This is a genomic window from Bradyrhizobium sp. WBAH42, from assembly GCF_024585265.1.
GTDB lineage: Bacteria > Pseudomonadota > Alphaproteobacteria > Rhizobiales > Xanthobacteraceae > Bradyrhizobium.
This window is the reverse complement of record NZ_CP036533.1, coordinates 1,309,035-1,325,560: the sequence shown is the minus strand read 5'-3', so window position 1 is coordinate 1,325,560 and position 16,526 is coordinate 1,309,035. Positions and strand designations below refer to the sequence as shown.

Annotated in this window: 17 protein-coding genes and 1 pseudogene; 8 read left to right on the top strand and 10 right to left on the bottom strand. The window is 65.2% G+C overall.

Going from position 1 to position 16,526, the window contains the following annotated elements; translation table 11 throughout:
- Nucleotides 1-157 precede the first annotated feature (157 nt).
- Nucleotides 158-418 carry a hypothetical protein gene (locus DCG74_RS06225; protein WP_172788890.1) on the top strand — a complete coding sequence of 87 codons (261 nt, stop codon included), beginning with the start codon at nt 158-160 and terminating at the stop codon, nt 416-418.
- Between the two features lie 6 nt (nt 419-424).
- Here the strand turns inward: DCG74_RS06225 and DCG74_RS06220 are convergent, their stop codons facing one another.
- The 3 genes from DCG74_RS06220 to mtgA all read right to left on the bottom strand — a co-directional run bounded on the left by DCG74_RS06220 (nt 425) and on the right by mtgA (nt 2,242).
- Nucleotides 425-1,075 carry a hypothetical protein gene (locus DCG74_RS06220; protein WP_172788891.1) on the bottom strand — a complete coding sequence of 217 codons (651 nt, stop codon included), beginning with the start codon at nt 1,073-1,075 and terminating at the stop codon, nt 425-427.
- Nucleotides 1,076-1,215: 140 nt separating this feature from the next.
- A complete protein-coding gene (gene rpmF / locus DCG74_RS06215; protein WP_007598106.1) occupies nt 1,216-1,398 on the bottom strand; it encodes a 50S ribosomal protein L32 in 183 nt (60 codons plus the stop codon).
- A gap of 169 nt (nt 1,399-1,567) precedes the next feature.
- A complete protein-coding gene (gene mtgA, locus DCG74_RS06210; protein ID WP_172788892.1) occupies nt 1,568-2,242 on the bottom strand; it encodes a monofunctional biosynthetic peptidoglycan transglycosylase in 675 nt (224 codons plus the stop codon).
- 161 nt (nt 2,243-2,403) lie between these two features.
- Between mtgA and DCG74_RS06205 the strand changes: the two genes are divergently transcribed.
- On the top strand, nt 2,404-3,327 hold the full coding sequence (locus DCG74_RS06205; protein ID WP_172788893.1) for a polyprenyl synthetase family protein: 924 nt from the start codon (nt 2,404-2,406) through the stop codon (nt 3,325-3,327).
- Nucleotides 3,328-3,336: 9 nt separating this feature from the next.
- Nucleotides 3,337-4,029, top strand: coding sequence for a DUF1345 domain-containing protein (locus tag DCG74_RS06200; RefSeq protein ID WP_172788894.1), 693 nt, complete (start codon nt 3,337-3,339; stop codon nt 4,027-4,029).
- Nucleotides 4,030-4,068: 39 nt separating this feature from the next.
- On the opposite strand, the gene DCG74_RS06195 is transcribed toward DCG74_RS06200, so the two are convergent.
- Complete coding sequence (locus tag DCG74_RS06195) at nt 4,069-5,862, bottom strand: caspase family protein (RefSeq protein ID WP_172788895.1); 1,794 nt, start codon at nt 5,860-5,862, stop codon at nt 4,069-4,071.
- 182 nt (nt 5,863-6,044) lie between these two features.
- Nucleotides 6,045-6,473, bottom strand: a complete 429-nt coding sequence (locus tag DCG74_RS06190) for a GFA family protein (RefSeq protein WP_172788917.1) — start codon at nt 6,471-6,473, stop codon at nt 6,045-6,047.
- A gap of 94 nt (nt 6,474-6,567) precedes the next feature.
- On the opposite strand from DCG74_RS06190, the pseudogene DCG74_RS06185 reads away from it, so the two are divergent.
- The 3 genes and pseudogenes from DCG74_RS06185 (at nt 6,568) to DCG74_RS06175 (ending at nt 9,638) form a co-directional block, all read left to right on the top strand.
- Nucleotides 6,568-6,940: pseudogene (locus tag DCG74_RS06185) on the top strand (nuclear transport factor 2 family protein).
- A gap of 185 nt (nt 6,941-7,125) precedes the next feature.
- A complete protein-coding gene (bla, locus tag DCG74_RS06180) occupies nt 7,126-7,983 on the top strand; it encodes a class A beta-lactamase (protein WP_172788896.1) in 858 nt (285 codons plus the stop codon).
- A 47-nt stretch (nt 7,984-8,030) separates the two neighbouring features.
- Nucleotides 8,031-9,638: a Na+/H+ antiporter gene (locus DCG74_RS06175; protein WP_172788897.1), complete on the top strand. Its 1,608-nt coding sequence runs from the start codon at nt 8,031-8,033 to the stop codon at nt 9,636-9,638.
- A 109-nt stretch (nt 9,639-9,747) separates the two neighbouring features.
- On the opposite strand, the gene DCG74_RS06170 is transcribed toward DCG74_RS06175, so the two are convergent.
- The 5 genes from DCG74_RS06170 to DCG74_RS06150 form a co-directional block, all read right to left on the bottom strand.
- Nucleotides 9,748-10,560, bottom strand: coding sequence for an N-acetylmuramoyl-L-alanine amidase (locus DCG74_RS06170; RefSeq protein ID WP_172788898.1), 813 nt, complete (start codon nt 10,558-10,560; stop codon nt 9,748-9,750).
- Nucleotides 10,561-10,768: 208 nt separating this feature from the next.
- Nucleotides 10,769-11,665 carry a TauD/TfdA family dioxygenase gene (locus DCG74_RS06165; RefSeq protein ID WP_172788899.1) on the bottom strand — a complete coding sequence of 299 codons (897 nt, stop codon included), beginning with the start codon at nt 11,663-11,665 and terminating at the stop codon, nt 10,769-10,771.
- Nucleotides 11,666-11,925: 260 nt separating this feature from the next.
- Nucleotides 11,926-13,209, bottom strand: coding sequence for a flavodoxin-dependent (E)-4-hydroxy-3-methylbut-2-enyl-diphosphate synthase (gene ispG, locus DCG74_RS06160; RefSeq protein WP_172788900.1), 1,284 nt, complete (start codon nt 13,207-13,209; stop codon nt 11,926-11,928).
- Between the two features lie 13 nt (nt 13,210-13,222).
- Nucleotides 13,223-14,176, bottom strand: coding sequence for a DMT family transporter (locus DCG74_RS06155; protein ID WP_172788901.1), 954 nt, complete (start codon nt 14,174-14,176; stop codon nt 13,223-13,225).
- A gap of 36 nt (nt 14,177-14,212) precedes the next feature.
- Nucleotides 14,213-14,707, bottom strand: coding sequence for a Fur family transcriptional regulator (locus DCG74_RS06150; RefSeq protein WP_172788902.1), 495 nt, complete (start codon nt 14,705-14,707; stop codon nt 14,213-14,215).
- Between the two features lie 155 nt (nt 14,708-14,862).
- Between DCG74_RS06150 and DCG74_RS06145 the strand changes: the two genes are divergently transcribed.
- Both DCG74_RS06145 and DCG74_RS06140 read left to right on the top strand, forming a co-directional pair.
- Nucleotides 14,863-15,345 (top strand): MarR family winged helix-turn-helix transcriptional regulator, encoded by a 483-nt coding sequence (locus tag DCG74_RS06145; protein ID WP_172788903.1) that lies wholly within the window; start codon nt 14,863-14,865, stop codon nt 15,343-15,345.
- Nucleotides 15,338-16,513: an HlyD family secretion protein gene (locus DCG74_RS06140; protein ID WP_172788904.1), complete on the top strand. Its 1,176-nt coding sequence runs from the start codon at nt 15,338-15,340 to the stop codon at nt 16,511-16,513. The genes DCG74_RS06145 and DCG74_RS06140 overlap by 8 nt, the downstream gene beginning before the upstream one ends.
- Nucleotides 16,514-16,526 lie beyond the last annotated feature (13 nt).

Below are 16,526 nucleotides of genomic sequence, written 5' to 3'. Positions count from 1 at the left end.
CCGACCCTAGGCAAAGTTGATAAACAATTTGGAAACCACGTTTCCGAAGGCGTGGGAACCAAACCGGTGCGGGCGGCATAGGCCTTGCGAGTACATGACTCGCACCGGCGCCAGCGTCCCGAAACGCGACAATTTCGCCGGATCAACGGTGATTGCGATGTTGAGTACTGATCGATTGGACGCGGCGGACAACGGCACAGGCACGGCCCTGGTGCCGCTGATGCCGACGTTGCGGTGGGTCCGCAAGGCGTCGCTGCCGCGCCCCGATCCCAGCTTCATCACACAATTGATCGCAAATGCCGAGCAGCTGCCGCAAACGAGCCGGCTCCGCCGCGCCTCCTCCGAGGATGCGCTGATGGCCTATGGCAGCAAGCAACCGCTGCAAAGCGTCAGTGCGCGCACACGGCAGGTGGCTTGAGACCGATCAGCGCGGCGGCGTGTCGGGCGAGCTCGGCGTGCCGTTACCCGGCTGAAGATGCGGCGAGGGAATCTCCGGCGAAGGCGGGCTCTGCGCCGGCTTTGGCGCCGGGTGATCCATCAGCACGGATTCAGCGACGGATTGCGCCGACGGGGCGGGCGGCGCCGCCGGTGCCGGCTGCGGCGCGATCACCGGCTCGAACGTGCGCTCGGACTCCACATCTTCCGCCGCTTCGGCCCTGCGCTTGGCCTTGCGCGGCGCCGGCACCGTGGTCTCGGCGACATAGGTGACGCGGCGGCGCGTGCGCTGGGCAATGCCGCCGAGGAAATCGGCCATCGCCAGCAGCACCAGGAGGAAATAGGTGGAGTTGCCGAATTTGGGCCACATCACGAATTCGGCGGCGGCCGCGCCGAAGATGAGCAGCGACAGCAAATGGTCCATCAGGAATTTCGAGCCCGGCCGCGCGCCCTTGACCACCTCGAGCAGCAGCAGCACGACACCGAGCGCGAGCAGGAGATCGGCGAGCGTGACCGGCCAGGCCTCGCCCGTGATCATCGGCACCTTGAACAGCACGTCCGAGAAGGACACGCTGGGCATCAGGAAGGCGATGATGTTGTAGACCGCGAGCGGAATCAGGAGCAGCGGGAAACCGACCATCGGCGAGATGCCTTCTCGATCAAGATATCCGGACAGAACAATGCAGCGGCGAAGCATTCGCTCCGCCGCCGTCACCGTCTATCTCATGGGTTGGCCGAAATCGGGCGGGTCCGATCTCCCGCCCGAGAAAGATCCTGGCTTCAGGACTCTTTCTTCTTCAGGACCTGGCGGCCCTTGTACATGCCGGTCTTGAGGTCGAGATGGTGCGGACGACGGAGCTCGCCGGAGTCCTTGTCTTCCACATAGGTCGGCTTCTTGATGGCGTCCGCCGAGCGGCGCATGCCACGGCGCGACGGCGAGGTTTTTCTTCTCGGAACGGCCATTTCATTATCCTCTAGGGATTGGTGTCATCAGGGCATCGTCCGCGAAGGGACGGCTCAGCACCCGCAATACGAGGCGAGCTGAATGCCGATCAAGGCCGCGCTTATAGAGGAAGGCTGGCCGTAAAGCTAGGCTCTTGGGCCGGAAAATGCGCCCGGAACGGGCCAAAAATCAGCGATTTTCGCGCCAGCAGGTCGCAAGCGAGCTCGCCTGCCCCCGCGCCATATAGGTGGCTGCCAGCCGCCGGACGCCCGGGCCTGGGGTCCGGGCGCTGCGTTTGACTGGATTCGGCAGGATCGAGGCCAGAAGTGCCGCCTCGCGGGGCGAGAGGCTTTCGGCCGACTTGCCGAAGGCATAGGCGCTGGCCGCCTCGACCCCGAACTGCCCCTGCGGGCCGAGCTCGGCGATGTTGAGGTAGATTTCGAGAATCCGCTGCTTGGGCAGGACGAGGTCAATCCAAAGCGCCAGCGGGAATTCGAGCGCCTTGCGGACGAAATCGCGCCCCTGCCACAGGAACAGGTTCTTCGCGACCTGCTGGGTGATGGTGGAGGCGCCCCGGAAGGCGGTGCCGTCCTCCCTCGCATCGTCGATCGCCTCGCGCAGCGCGCCCCAATCGATGCCGTGATGCTTGCAGAAATGGGCATCCTCGGCCGCCACCACCGCGCGCGGCAGAGAGGGCGACATATCGGCGAGATCGATCCACTCCCGCTGCATCGGCGCGCCCCGCAAGCTGCGCCAGGCCATCAGCGTCGAAACAGGGTGGCCGGTGCGGTAGAACGGCGCGATCGCATAAGGCGCGAGGACCACGACCGCGAGCACCACCAGCAGGATTTTGACGATGCGCAAATCGACCTTTCCGGTGCAAACTGAAGAGCGGCCACGGGCTGGAGCATTAAGTCTGTGATAATTCGGGCCTTTTCCAGCACTTTTTAGGCCTTCCAAACGATTGACTGGGGCGGGCGCATAAAGGATTGTCCCGCCGAATTTTAGTTCTGGAGCCCCTCTTGATGACCGGCACGTCCCCGTCCGATTTCGCCAAACGTCTGGACAAGACCGCTGATGACACCGAAGCCCTGCTCGGGCGCCTGCTGTCGGATGACATCCTGCACGACGAAATCGCCCGGCCCAAGCGACTGATGGACGCAATGCGCTATTCGAGCCTGAACGGCGGCAAGCGCCTGCGGCCGTTCCTGGTGGTGGAGAGCGCCGCCGTATTCGGCGTGCCGCGCGAGGCGGCCCTGCTCGTGGGCGCCGCGCTGGAATGCATCCACTGCTATTCGCTGATCCATGACGACCTGCCGGCGATGGACAATTCGGACCTGCGCCGCGGCCGCCCCACCCTGCACAAGCAGACCGACGACGCTACTGCGATCCTCGCCGGCGACGGCCTTCTGACCCTCGCGTTCGACATCATTACACGCGACGAGGTCCATGGCGACGCCAATGTGAGGCTGCTCTTGACGCGTGCGCTGGCGCGCTGCGCCGGCATCGGCGGCATGGTCGGCGGCCAGATCCTCGATCTCGCCGGCGAAGGCCGGTTTGGCGGCAACGAGCCGATCGACGTCGCCCGTATCCAGCAGATGAAGACCGGCGCACTGCTGCGCTACGGCTGCATCGCCGGCGCAATTCTCGGCCAGGCCTCGAAGGCGGAATATCAGGCGCTCGACGATTACGGGCGCGCACTCGGCGAAGCCTTCCAGATCGCCGACGATCTGCTCGACGTCGAGGGCGATGCGGCCGCGCTCGGCAAGCCGGCCGGCGCCGATGCCGCGCTCGGCAAGACCACCTTCGTGACCCAGCTCGGGATCGAAGGCGCCAAGCAGCGCGTGCGTGACCTGCTCGCGCGCGCCGATAGCGCCGTCTCGATCTTCGGCGACCGCGCCGCCGTGCTGCAGGCCGCCGCGCGCTTCGTGGCCGAGCGGAAGAACTGACGCATACCGATGGCGGTCGAGGGCAAAGAAGATCCCGTCCTCGTCCGCTTCCGCCAGATGTCGCGGCCGATGCGGCTGATCTATGCGCGGCCACGGACCTTCATTGCGCTCGCGATCGGCATCCTGGTCTGCCTGCTGCTGCCGGGGACCTATCGGCTGGTGACGCGGCTCGTGCTCGGCTGGGACGCGCTGATCGCCGTCTATCTCGTGCTGGTCTACACGATGATGCTATGCAACGACCATCAGCACATTCGCCGCGCCGCCGCGATGCAGGACGACGGCCGCTTCGTGATCCTGCTGGTGACGGCGACCGGCGCGTTCGCCAGCATCGCGGCGATCGTAGCCGAACTCGGCACGCCGCATCGCGGCGCGCTGGAGCTGAGCATCGCAGTCACCACGATCACGCTGTCATGGGCTGCCGTGCACACGACCTTCGCGCTGCATTACGCGCATGACTATTATCGACACGGGACCGCAGGCGGCCTGCAATTCCCGAGCGGCGAGAAGGAAGACCACGCCGATTATTGGGATTTCGTCTACTTCTCGTTCGTGATCGGCATGACCGCGCAGGTCTCCGACGTCGGCATCACCGACAAGACCATCCGCCGCACGGCCACCGCACACGGCATCGTCTCGTTCATCTACAACACGGCGTTGCTTGCACTGACGGTCAACATCGCAGCGAGCGCGATCGCGACATGATCCCGGCTTCGCCGGGACGATGTCGCGGAAACAACGCCTTCAGTTGCAGACCTCGTAATTCGCATCATTGTGAGGGCCGCCGCCGCCACGAAAGGCGAGGTGGCAGCCGGGCCTGACCGGCCGGCAGAGCAGATCGTTGCAAAAAATCTGACCGCTGCCGCCCGAGCCACGACCCGTGCGAGCCGCCGCAGCAGCGCCGTAGCCGCCCGCTGCAGCACCGGCCTGCGGCCGCTGCCGTGCAGGACGGTCCTCGCCTTCGTCGCGCCGCGAGGTCGCGGGCTTTGACGCGGGCTTGGCGGCGCGCTTCTTCTCGCATTCATTGTCGTCATTCAGCACATAGCCGTCGCCGCAAACGATCCTGGTGCACTTGTCGCCTTCGGCCTTGAAACCGTGCTCGCAGACCAGCGGGCAGACCCGCGACGGCTTGGCCTTGACCGCATCGAGCGCGTCGGTGCTCGCCACCTTCACGTCGAGCTTGGTGCCGGCATAGCGGTTGAACTGCGACAGCGAGCGCTGCGAGGACGTATTCCAATTGCCGTCGGCCTGCCCGGAGAAGCAGCCGACGCGGCCGAGCTCGGTCTGCACCGAGCGGTTGAGGTCGGCCGGCGCGATCGCCGGGGTCAGCGCGGCAACGTTGGTGCCGGCGGCGCTCGCGGCCGGCGCAGCGCTCGGCGCCGTCGCTGCGAGATTGACGCGCTGCTGCTCGGCGGCGGCCGCCTGCTGCTGCGCCTGCTCCTTGGCCTTCTGCGCGGCAAGCTGTGCCTGCTCGGCGGCTTTGGCATCGGCCGCGGCCTTGGCTTGCGCATCCTTCTGCGCGCCGAGCGCAGCAAGCCGGTCGCGCTCGGCCTCGGCCTGCTTCGCCTTCTCGATCGCCGCCGCATGCGCCCGCTCGGCGCCGATCTTCTCGAGCTGGAGCTTGGCGAGGCTCGCATAGAAGCCGTCGGGATGCTGGGCGAGGAAGGCTTCCCACGCCGGCCGGTTGCCGACCTGGAGCGCAAGCTCGTAATCTCGGCGGATGTCGGCCTGGGGATTGACCACGGGCGCCGCCGGCGCCAGCTTGACCGGCACCAGCGGCACATCCTCGCCGCCGAGCGAGCCGTAGACGAACGGCTCCTGCTTGTTGCCGGTCGACTTCAGCACGTCGTCGCGCACGAAGCCGAAGGCGCGGCGGACGTCGAGGCCCGGCGTCGTCAGATGCTTCGACAGCGCGATGGTGAACGGGCTGTTCGCACCGTCGCCGTCCTGCGCGGTGAAGCCGGCCTTGGCCGAATAGGCGATCAGCGTGTTGGGGCTGGTCGGCTCGACCTGCGCGAGGCCGCGGCCGATGCCGCGCGAGGCAACCGTGCGCTTCATCCTCTTGCTGAACGGATTGTCGCGGCAGGCATCGAGGATCACCAGACGCAACTGCTTGGCAGGCTCGACCGCAACCAGGACACGGTCGAGCGAGAGCGCCTCGTCATAGACGTCGGTGTCGCGCTCGAGCTTGGCATCCACCGGGATCAGATAGTTCGAGCCGTCGACCTCGATGCCGTGGCCGGCGTAGTAGACCACGGCGATATCGGCATCGCGGGTCGCGTCGGCGAAGTCGCGCAGCACGCGCCGCGTGTCCAGCGCCGACAGATCGTGCCGGGAGTCGACGACGTCGAAGCCGGCCTCCTTCAGCGTCTTGGCCATCACCGACCCGTCATTGACGGGATTGGAGAGCGAGGCCGCGTGTTGATAGGCCGAATTGGCGAGCACCAGCGCCACGCGCTTTCCGGCAAAAGCAGGCCCGGCGCCGAACATCAGGCCGAGGGCGACGAGAAGCGGACAAAGTCTGAGCAAGCTGCGCATGACACGACTTCCGATAGTTCCGGGCCATCAGGCCCTTTGGGACCGCTTTAGCAACATCCAGCGCCGGCGCTTGTGATGGAGGTCACGAACGGGACCCCGACGACAGGCCGGACGCCCTCTTTTGTTTGTCGCGCCAGCGCTGTCGCGGTTCGCCGACGAACGGCGGTGCGGGCCGGGTTTCGTCAGACAACCCCGATGTGTTCCCGATATTGCGGCAGATCGTCCGTAATTTCATGCCAGGGCGCCTTCGAGCCGACGAAAATATGGGCGCTCGGCCGGATCGAGGGGGCATCGACCAGGGTTCCCATGGCGACATGGACCCACTGTCCCTCTCGGACCCGGGAATAGAGCAGCGAGCCGCAGCGGCCACAATGCGCGTCGTGGGTGGTGTCGTCGCCGACAATCAGCCGCAGGTCGCCACCCCTGACAATGCGAAGCCTGTCCTGCCGGATGCCGGCGAACGGCTTGAAGGCGGCACCCGTGGTGCGTCGGCAGTTCGAGCAGTGGCAGTTCATCGCATAGGAAAATGCATCGGCCACCTCGAAGCGCACGGCGCGGCAATAGCATTCGCCGACAAGGATGCGAGCGTTCGAATTTTCTGATTCTGTCATCGTGACGCCTTCGCGCAAATCGCTGACACACCCATAGCGCATTTTGACATGTATGACTAAGTTGGCCCGAAGCCATCATGCAAAGGAACGATCCATGAGCCAGGACCGGTCGAGCGTCGAAGCCGTCGTGCAATCCTATTTTGACGGACTTTACGAGGGCAACGCCGACAAGCTCGGCGCCATCTTCCATCTCTCCGCCGATCTGCGCTGGGTGGAGAAAGGCGAGCTCCAGGTTCTGACCGTGCCGGACTGGCTCGACCGCGTGCGCAAGCGCGCCTCGGCGAAGGCCGAAGGCAAGCCGCGCGAGGACTTCATCGTCACCATCGACCGTTCGGACGACAAGACCGCCTTCATCAAGGTGCGCTGCCAGCTGCCGCCGCGCTACTTCACCGATTATCTGGTGGCGATGAAGCTCGCCGACGGCTGGCAGATCGTGTCGAAGTCGTAGGTATGACCTGCGGGAGTGATGGGCAAAACCTTCCGCTGCCCGAAATCGGACGCACTCGCTATCCAATTCTCCGTCATTGCGAGCGCAGCGAAGCAATCCAGAATCCTTCCGCGGAGACAGTCTGGATTGCTTCGCTGCGCTCGCAATGATGACGGGATGCAGCGCCCGCTACATCTCCCATCCCCACTCGCCTGGAATATCCTCATGCTGCTCGATCGCCGTTCCCTGCTCGCCTCGCTCTGCTGGATGGCCGCCTCTCCCGTGCTGGCCGCGGAGGCAGTGCCGGAATTCGAAGCCTATGAACGCGAGAGCGGCGGGCGGATCGGCGTCTATGCCGAAAATCTCGCGACCGGCGCAAAGCTCGCCTGGCGCGCCGACGAACGGTTCGTAATGTGCTCGACGTTCAAGGCGTCGCTCGCAGCTAACGTTCTGGCGCGGGTCGATCGCGGCGAGGAGCAGCTCGCAGCCATGATCCCTTATGGCCAGGCGGATCTGCTGGAATACGCACCGGTGGCGCGGGAAAATCTCGCGGCCGGCAAGATGTCGGTCGGTGAGATGTGCAAGGCCATCGTCGAGCTCAGCGACAACACCTGCGCCAATCTGCTGCTGGCGCGGATCGGCGGCCCCGCCGCGCTGACCGCATTCTGGCGGTCGCTCGGCGATGCCACCTCGCGGCTCGACCACAACGAGCCCGAGCTCAACCGCTCGCAGCCCGGCGATCCCCGGGACACCACGACGCCGGCGGCGATGGCGGGAAATTTGCGGCGGCTGGTCACGGGCGAGGCACTGTCGCCGGCCTCGCGTGCCCTGCTCACCGAATGGATGGTGAACTGCAAGACCGGTGCAAACCGGCTGCGTGGCGGACTCCCCGCAGCCTGGAAGATCGGCGATAAGACCGGCAACAACGGCAAGGACGCCTCGGGCGATATCGCTGTCGCCTGGCCGAAGCCGGACACGCCGATCCTGATCGCGGCCTATACTCAGGGCGGTGCGCCGAGCGCGGCGCAGATCGCCGCAGTGTTCGCGCAGATTGGACGGATGGTGGCCGAGCGGCTGGCGTGAGCCGCGCATTGACGTAGCCGTCGCTTCCGGGTCAAGACAGGCCCATCATGGAAGCGAAGTTTCAAATCTTTCTCATCCTGCTGGCCGTGCTGGCAGGCGTGGCACTGGCCGCACGACGCTTCAACGTCGCCCCTGCCATCCTCCTGATGCTGGCAGGCGTGGGTCTCGCTTTCGTGCCGGGCATGCCGTCGGTGGAGCTGCCGCCGGAGCTGGTGCTGCTGGTGGTGCTGCCACCACTGATCTACTCGGCCAGCGTCGCGATGAGCTGGCGCGAATTCAAGAAGAACCTGCGTCCGATCGTGCTGCTCGCGGTCGGCGCGGTGATCTTCACCACGGCGATGGTGGCGGCCGCCACGCACTACATGATCGGTCTGCCCTGGACCGTCGGCTTCCTGCTCGGGGCCATCGTCGCGCCGCCCGACGTGGTGGCGCCGCTCGCGATCGCGCGCCGGCTGAACATGCCGCGCCGTATCCTGGTCGTGCTCGAAGGCGAAGGTCTCGCCAACGACGCCACCGCGCTGATCCTCTACCGCTTCGCGCTTGCGGCCATCATGGTCGGACATTTCTCGCTGCCGCTCGCGGCCGGCGAGTTCCTCCTCATCGTCGCCGGCGAGATCGCCTTCGGCATCGGCGTCGGCTGGCTGTCCCTTCGCTTCCGCAAATGGTCCGGGGATCCGCAGGTCGAGCTGACGCTGTCGCTGATTACGCCCTATGTCTCGTACTGGCTGCCCGAGCACGTCGGCGGCTCCGGCGTGATCGCAACCGTCGCCTGCGGGCTCTATGTCAGCTGGAACGGCCCGTTGCTGATCTCCTCGGCGACGCGCCTGCAAGGCATCTTCTTCTGGGATCTCGTGATCTACCTGATCGAGGGCATGCTGTTCCTGCTCACCGGCTTCCAGATGCGCGCCCTCTACGAGAAATCGAAGACTTTTCCGCTCGACGACATTCTCATCGCAACCGCCGTGGTCCTTGTGATCGTCGTGATCGCGCGTTTTGCCTGGCTCTATCCCGCGACCTATCTGCCGCGGATGCTGTCCAGGTCGCTCCGCGAGCGCGATCCGTCGCCGCCATGGCAATGGCCGTTCGTGCTCGCTTTCACCGGCGTACGCGGCGCAGTGTCGCTGGCCGCCGCGCTGGCGCTGCCGTTCGCGCTGCCGGATGGCGAGGCGTTTCCGTATCGCGACCTGATCCTGTTCGTCGCCTTCGGTGTCATCTTCGTGACGCTGATCGGCGTCGGCCTGACGCTGCCGCCGATCGTGCGTTGGCTCGGCGTCGCCGAGGCCGGTCGTCACGAGCATGCCGCCGAGCACGAAGCCGAGATCGCCGCGCGCCGTCAGGCGCTGGAGTCCGCGCTGAAATCACTCGACGCGCTCACCGCGGAAAAGGACATTTCCGACGAGGTGATGCGGCTGCTGCGCGCCCGTCACGACATCCGCGTCAACCAGCTCCCGGATTCGCTCGATCCCAACCACCACGACATCTCCGCCGCCGGCACCGCTCTGACCCGCGACCTGATCGCCGCCGAGCGCAAATTCATCCACAACCTGCTGCGCGACGGCCAGATCACCGACGAGACGCGGCGGCGGATCGAGCGCGATCTGGACCTGGAGGAGGCGAGCCTGGCGAACAGGGAATATCGGGGCGGGCCGCTGTAGCCTTTGTCATTGCGAGCGCGGCGAAGCAATCCAGACTGCCTCTGCGGAAAAAGAGTCTGTATTGCTTCGTTGCGCTCGCAATGACGGGGCGTTGAAGCACCTGAGCTGACTACCGTCTCCCGCAAAACTCCCTCATCGCAGCCGCAACGGCGCCCGCGACGGCCTCCTGCCGCTCCGGCGAGTTCATCTCCATTTCCTCGTCGCGATTGATGATCGAGCCGGCCTCGAGCAGCACGGCGGCGCTGTGCGTGCGCGACAGCACGACGAGCCCGTCATAGCGGTAGACGCCGACATCCTTGTCGAGCAGCTGGCGCCGGTACCGGCCCATCACCGGCAGGGTGTACTGGCTGGCATAGTGCAGGCCCTGCTCCTTCAATTGCCGGCCGATCATCCGGGCCAGCATCAGGCTGGTGGCAAAGTGCGGATTCTGCTGCGACACGAACAGCGAGTGGCCGGAAAACCGATCGCTGAAATAGCTCCTTGCGCCGTCGAATTCCCAGGTCTCGAGCAGCTTGTCCGGCACCGAATCATGATGGACCGACAGGAACAGATCGGCGCGGCCTTCGTTCGCGGCACCGACGCGCTTGAACAGGCTCGGCCGTGCCTTGCCATCCGTGACGAGCAGGCGGGTTGCGGCAAAGCCCTCGGATTTGAGCTTGGCCGCGATGAGCCGTGCGAGGCGGAAGTTGAAGCCGAACTCTGGATCATTGCGCGCGCTCAACGCACCGTAGGAGTCCGGCGTGTGGCCGACGTCCACGACGATCCGGAATTTGGGCGTCTCACATCTGGCCGGCGGCGACGGCCTCGGCCTGGGTCTTGCAATCTTTCGCGCGGCCGCGGCGTCGCCGGCATCGACAAGGGCGAGCGACGACAGCAGGATCGACGCGACCAGCCCGGCGATGATGCTCCGCAATTGCCCCAAGCGCTGCTCCGCTGCCGTGATCCGCGGGCGATCAACGAGCCCACAATTTGTTTTCGGGAAGATTGGCGCGGGAGTGGAAAGACGTCAACGCAAGAACGGCTTCGTAGGGTGGGCAAAGGAGCGCTCTTCGCGCGCCGTGCCCACCATCGTGTTGCGTGCGGCCGAGATGGTGGGCACGCTTCGCTTTGTCCACCCTACGGCACCGTTCCTACACCGGCCGCTCCCCCTTCACCGTCACACGCGTGCCGGAGCGTGTGTGCGGCCAGTAGTCCCACATCGCGCGGTGCTGGGTGCAGCGGTTGTCCCAGAAGGCGATGGCGTTCTCGGTCCAGCGGAAGCGGCACTGGAACAGCGGGTTTTCGGCGTGCTGGTAGAGATAGGCCAGCATCGCATCGCTCTCGTCGCGCGGGATGCCGCTGATGTGGCGGGTGAAGCCGCGGTTGACGTAAAGCGCTTTCCTGCCGGTGACCGGATGGGTGCGCACGACGGGATGCTCGGCATGGGGATAAGAGGGGCGATCGGCGACGCCATAATTGGCGTAGAGCCCGCGATAGATCGGCTCGCCATCGTGCAGCGCCGTCAAGCCGTCGAGATAGGTCTTCATGCGCTCCGACAGCGCCTCATAGGCCGCGTACATGTTGGCGAACAGCGTGTCGCCGCCGCGCGGCGGGCATTGCTTGATGTAGAGGATCGAGCCCATCGGCGGCTCGAGATCGCAGGAGACGTCGGAGTGCCAGCCCTCGCCGTTCGCCCGCGGCGAGTTCTTGTCCGCATAGATCTTCATCAAGGCGGGGTCTTCGTCCTCGTGCGGAGCTGCGGGATGAAAATGCAGCTCGCCGAACTTGCGGCCGAACGCGAGATGCTGCTGCGGCGTGATGTGCTGGTCGCGGAAGAAGATGACGAGGTTTTCGGCGAGCGCGCGGTGGATCTCGTCCATCTGTTGATTGGAACGGGCATCGTCCGAGACGAGCTTGCCGATATCGACGCCCGAGATTTCCGCGCCGATGATGGGTGTGAGCTTTTCGACGGCGATGGTCTCGTAGGGCGCGCCGTCTTCGGCCATGTGGCGATAGCGCGGGCCCTGCTTGCCGGCGAGTGAGCTCATGGCGTGTCTCCCGATCATTGTTGATTGAAGACATCGTAACGCGCGGTGACAGATACGCAATCTGCACCGCAAATGCAGCCGTCGTCCCGGGGCGCGCGGAGCGCGAGCCCGGAACCCATAACCACAGGATTTGGTTTGGCGAAAATTCGTACCAACTAGCCCGCGCCATAACCACTCCCTGTGGTTATGGGTCCCCGCCTAGTGCGCAATTGCGCACTAGGCGGGGACGACAGCGAGTATGCGGCGCGAGCGGAGTAAAACTACTCCGCCGCTGATACCGGCACCTTGGCGCCCTGGCCGTAGCGCTGGTCGATGTAGTCGATCACCAGCGCCTTGAAGTCGGCGGAGATGGTCGGGCCGCGCAGCGTGCGGAACTTCTTGCCGTCGACGAAGACGGGCGCGGCCGGCGCTTCGCCGGTGCCCGGCAGCGAGATGCCGATATTGGCGTGCTTGGATTCGCCGGGGCCGTTGACGATGCAGCCCATCACCGCGACGTTGAGCTCCTCGACACCAGGGTATTTCGTCTTCCAGGTCGGCATCTCGTCGCGGATGAAATCCTGGATCGAACGGGCCAGCTCCTGGAACGTGGTCGAGGTGGTGCGGCCGCAGCCGGGGCAGGCTGCAACCAGCGGCACGAAGGTGCGGAAGCCCATGGTCTGCAAGAGCTCCTGGCCAACCTGCACCTCGCGGGTACGGTCGCCGCCGGGCTCGGGCGTCAGCGAGATGCGGATGGTGTCGCCGATGCCCTGCTGCAACAGGATGCCGAGCGCGGCCGAGGAGGCGACGATGCCCTTCGAGCCCATGCCGGCTTCGGTGAGACCGAGATGGATGGCGTAGTCCGAACGCGCCGCAAGATCCTGGTAGACCGCGATCAGATCCTGCACCGCCGAGACCTTCGCCGAGAGGATGATGCGGTCCTTGGGCATGCCGAGCTCTTCGGCGCGCGCGGCCGAGAGCAGCGCCGACTGCACCATGGCCTCGCGCGTCACCGCGCGCACGTCGCGCGGGTTGGGCGAGGCCGCATTCTCGTCCATCAGCTTGGTCAAAAGCTCCTGGTCGAGCGAGCCCCAATTGGCGCCGATGCGCACCGGCTTGTTGTTCTTGTTCGCGATCTCGATGATGTCGGCGAACTGGGTGTCGCGCTTGTCCTTGAAGCCGACATTGCCGGGATTGATGCGGTATTTGGCCAGCGCCTCGGCACAGGCCGGATAGGCCGCGAGCAGCTTGTGGCCGATATAATGGAAGTCACCGATCAGGGGCGTCGTGATGCCGCGCTTGGCGAGGCCGTCGCGGATGTGCGGAACGGCGGCCGCGGCCTCCTCGCGGTCCACGGTGATGCGGACCATTTCGGAGCCGGCGCGCGCCAGCGCGGCGACCTGGGCGATGGTGCCGTCGATATCGGCGGTGTCGGTGTTGGTCATCGACTGCACGACGATCGGTGCACCGCCGCCGACGGCGACGTTGCCGACCTTGACCTGGGTGGTCCGATGCCGGGGCGCCGGGCCCGCAATGTCTGAATCGAGAGGGTTTTCGAGCTTGTTCATGGCGGTCCAAATATCAGGTTTTGGTGACGTTCAGCAATGCATCGCGCGGCGCCGCAGCTGATGAGCTGGGACGGTTAACCAGAAAAAGCCCAGCAATTACAAGGACCGCTGCGGCCCCGAATGTCAGGCTGAGGGTGTCGTGCATGATGAAATAGCTACCCACCACGCCAAACAAAGGGGTGATGAAGGTAAAAGCGGACAATTTGCTGGCCGAATAGGCCTTCACCAGCGCGAACCAAAGCGTGAACGTGGTTCCCACCACCCAGATCGCCTGGAACGCCATCAGGCCGAGCGAGAGCGGCGACGGAGTGTGCGTGATGGATTCGCCGAACAGCCAGGCCGCCAGCCCCAGGATCGGGATCGAGGTCGCGACCTGATAGCCCAGCGCCTTCTCGGGCGCGGCGAAGCGCAGCCGCGTGCCCTTGGCAACCAGCGTCGTCGCGGCCCACAGCGCGGCGCCCCCGACGATCATGAGGTCGCCGAGCAGAACATGCGAATCGACATTGGGCTGGGGCACGCCGATGGCAAACGCCACGCCGGCAAAGCTGATGGCAAGGCCCAGCCATTGCGAGCCGCCGAGACGCTCGCCGAGCACCTGGTAGGAGCCGAGCGCAACGAAGAACGGCGCCGTGTAGAGGAACACCACCGCGCGCGAGGCGGAGGTGAGACGCAGCCCCTGGAAGATCAGCACGAATTCGATACCGAACATCAACCCGGCGATCAGACCCGGCTTCCAGGTGCCGTCACGTTCGAAGAAATTGACGCCACGAAAGGTGCCGATCAGGAACAGCACCGGCAGCGCGCCCATCGAGCGGATGGTGGCCTGGAGCATGGGCGGAATGTCCGGCAGCACCAGCTTCACCGCGATCTGGTTGAATCCCCAGGTCAGGCACAGCATGAGCATCAGGGCGATGGCGCCGGCACTGAGGGGACGGCCGGCGGACGGTATGGCTTGAGGTGCGGACATTTCTTCCCAAAAATCCGGCTTTGCGCCGTTGTTGCTTCAAGACATTTTCTGACAATGCGTGCAGACGCCCGTGATCTCCACCACAGACAGCTTTGGTGCGAAGCCTGAGCTGCGCGCGGCGGCGTTGAGGTCCTTGGCGAAGGACGCCGAGGAGATCTCACCGACCAGGCCGCAGCGCTCGCAGATCAGGAACGCCACCGCCGAGGTCGAATCGTGGTCGTGGGCGGCGCAGGCAAGATAGGCGTTGCGGCTCTCGATGCGGTGCACGAGGCCGTTGGCCATCAGGAAATCGAGCGCGCGATAGACCGTGATCGGCGCCGGCCGCGCCATGGACTTGGCGAGCTCGTCGATGATCTCGTAGGCCCCGAGCGGGCGGTGACTGGCGAGCAAAGCACCCAGTACCTGACGGCGGATCGGCGTGAATTTCTGCGCGCGCTGCTCGCAGACCACCTCGGCATGCGCGAGCGCGTCCGCAGTGCAGCGGCCGTGATCATGGTCGGGCGCGGGGAATGCCGGCTTTGCGAGGCTCATGTACCCGTCTTCTAGCATTTTGACGGGGGAACCCAAAGCACGACGAGCCGCCCGGCTGTCAGCCATGCTTCTCCCGCGGGACAGCATCGCGCCACCCTGCCCTGAAATAATCATAAGCTTGCTTATTATATTCAAGCTTATTGGAGACGAAGCTCATGTCCCGCGGGTCGGTCGACCAGAATTTCCTGTTCACGCTCGGTGAGCTCTACCGCCTCTTGCGCGTATATGCCGACAAGGAGGCCTCGCGCTTCGGCATCACCCGGGCGCAATGGGCGGTGCTGGCCAAGGTGGAGCGCAGCGAGGGCATGAAGCAGTCGGAGCTCGCCGAGCTCATGGAGATGCAGCCGATCACGCTGACGCGGCTGATCGACAAGCTCTGCGACAACGACTGGATCGAGCGCCGCAGCGACGCTTCGGACCGCCGGGTCAAGCGCCTGTACCTCAAGAAGGCCGGGCGGCAGTTGCTCGGCCGCATGAGCGGCCTGAAGTCGGAGCTGACGGCAAACGCGCTCGACGGCATCAATCCGGCGGATGCCCACCGCCTCCTCACCCAGCTCGAAACCATCAAGGAAAACGTGCGAACCGCGATCCAGACATCCGGCGCGGAGCAAGCACGCAAGGAGCAGCGCTATGGCTGATCAGGTCATCAAGTTCCAGCCCGAGCAGAAGAGCGACAGCGGCAAGCCGACCAAGAAGGCCGGCACCGATCCGCGCCGCCGCGTGCTGGCGGGCCTGCGCCGCCATCGCCGTTTCCTGCTCCTGGTCGTGCTGCCGGTCATCGTCGCCATCGGCGGCGTTACCTTCTATCTGCACGGGGGCCGCTATGTCGGCACCGACGATGCCTATGTCGGCGCGCAGAAGGTGCTGGTGACGCCCGACATCTCCGGCAAGATCCTGAAGGTCGTCGTGAGAGAAGGTCAGGTCGTCAAGCAGGGCGACGAGCTGTTCGAGATCGACCCGGTTCCGTTCCGCCTCGCGGTGGATGAAGCCAAGGCACAACTCGCCCAGGCACGCACGACGTACGACAACCTCGCTGCCAACATCAAGATCTACGGCGATATGCTCAACCTCGCCCAGCAGGGCGTCGAGCTGAAGCAGCGCGACGTCGAGCGCAAGCAGGCGCTGGTGAAGAACAATTTCGGCTCGCAGCTCGATCTCGACAACGCCGCCAACGCGCTGGTGACGGCCGGCGCACAGACGCAGTTCGTCAAGCAGCAGCTGTCCAACGCCAAGACGCAATTGCTCGGCAACCCCGATCTGCCGCTCGAGCAGTTTCCTCCCTATGTGCAGGCCAAGGCCAAGCTCGACGACGCTCAGCGCAATCTCGACCATACCGTGCTGCGCGCGCCGATGGGCGGCGTGGCGACGCAGGTCGAGCAGATTCAGCTCGGCCGTTACGTCGCCGCGGGCACGCCGGTGTTTTCCATCATCGACGTCGCCCATCCCTGGGTCGACGCCAATCCGAAGGAGAGCGACCTCACCTATGTCACCGAAGGCCAGGCGGTCACGCTCGAGGTCGACGCGTTCCCGAACCATGTCTTCAAGGGCAAGATCGGCTCGCTCTCGCCCGGCACCGGCGCGCAATTCGCAATTCTGCCGCCGCAAAATGCCACCGGCAATTTCGTCAAGGTGGTGCAGCGCGTGCCGATTCGCATCTATTTCGACGAGACCGACAAATACGTGCGGAAGCTGAAAGCCGGCATGAGCGTCTACGCCACCATCGACACCGGCCATCAGCGCTCGCTCGCCGGCCTGCTCGGGCTGTCGGCGACAGCGGGCCAAGACAAAGAACAAGACAAAGAATAAGACAAGGACTGGC

Coding starts and splice junctions, on each gene's coding strand:
- DCG74_RS06225 (WP_172788890.1), top strand. CDS start 158: ATGTTGAGTACTGATCGATTGGACGCGGCGGACAACGGCACAGGCACG.
- DCG74_RS06220 (WP_172788891.1), bottom strand. CDS start 1,075: ATGGTCGGTTTCCCGCTGCTCCTGATTCCGCTCGCGGTCTACAACATC.
- rpmF (WP_007598106.1), bottom strand. CDS start 1,398: ATGGCCGTTCCGAGAAGAAAAACCTCGCCGTCGCGCCGTGGCATGCGC.
- DCG74_RS06205 (WP_172788893.1), top strand. CDS start 2,404: ATGACCGGCACGTCCCCGTCCGATTTCGCCAAACGTCTGGACAAGACC.
- DCG74_RS06200 (WP_172788894.1), top strand. CDS start 3,337: ATGGCGGTCGAGGGCAAAGAAGATCCCGTCCTCGTCCGCTTCCGCCAG.
- DCG74_RS06195 (WP_172788895.1), bottom strand. CDS start 5,862: ATGCGCAGCTTGCTCAGACTTTGTCCGCTTCTCGTCGCCCTCGGCCTG.
- DCG74_RS06190 (WP_172788917.1), bottom strand. CDS start 6,473: ATGACAGAATCAGAAAATTCGAACGCTCGCATCCTTGTCGGCGAATGC.
- bla (WP_172788896.1), top strand. CDS start 7,126: ATGCTGCTCGATCGCCGTTCCCTGCTCGCCTCGCTCTGCTGGATGGCC.
- DCG74_RS06175 (WP_172788897.1), top strand. CDS start 8,031: ATGGAAGCGAAGTTTCAAATCTTTCTCATCCTGCTGGCCGTGCTGGCA.
- DCG74_RS06165 (WP_172788899.1), bottom strand. CDS start 11,665: ATGAGCTCACTCGCCGGCAAGCAGGGCCCGCGCTATCGCCACATGGCC.
- ispG (WP_172788900.1), bottom strand. CDS start 13,209: ATGAACAAGCTCGAAAACCCTCTCGATTCAGACATTGCGGGCCCGGCG.
- DCG74_RS06155 (WP_172788901.1), bottom strand. CDS start 14,176: ATGTCCGCACCTCAAGCCATACCGTCCGCCGGCCGTCCCCTCAGTGCC.
- DCG74_RS06150 (WP_172788902.1), bottom strand. CDS start 14,707: ATGAGCCTCGCAAAGCCGGCATTCCCCGCGCCCGACCATGATCACGGC.
- DCG74_RS06145 (WP_172788903.1), top strand. CDS start 14,863: ATGTCCCGCGGGTCGGTCGACCAGAATTTCCTGTTCACGCTCGGTGAG.
- DCG74_RS06140 (WP_172788904.1), top strand. CDS start 15,338: ATGGCTGATCAGGTCATCAAGTTCCAGCCCGAGCAGAAGAGCGACAGC.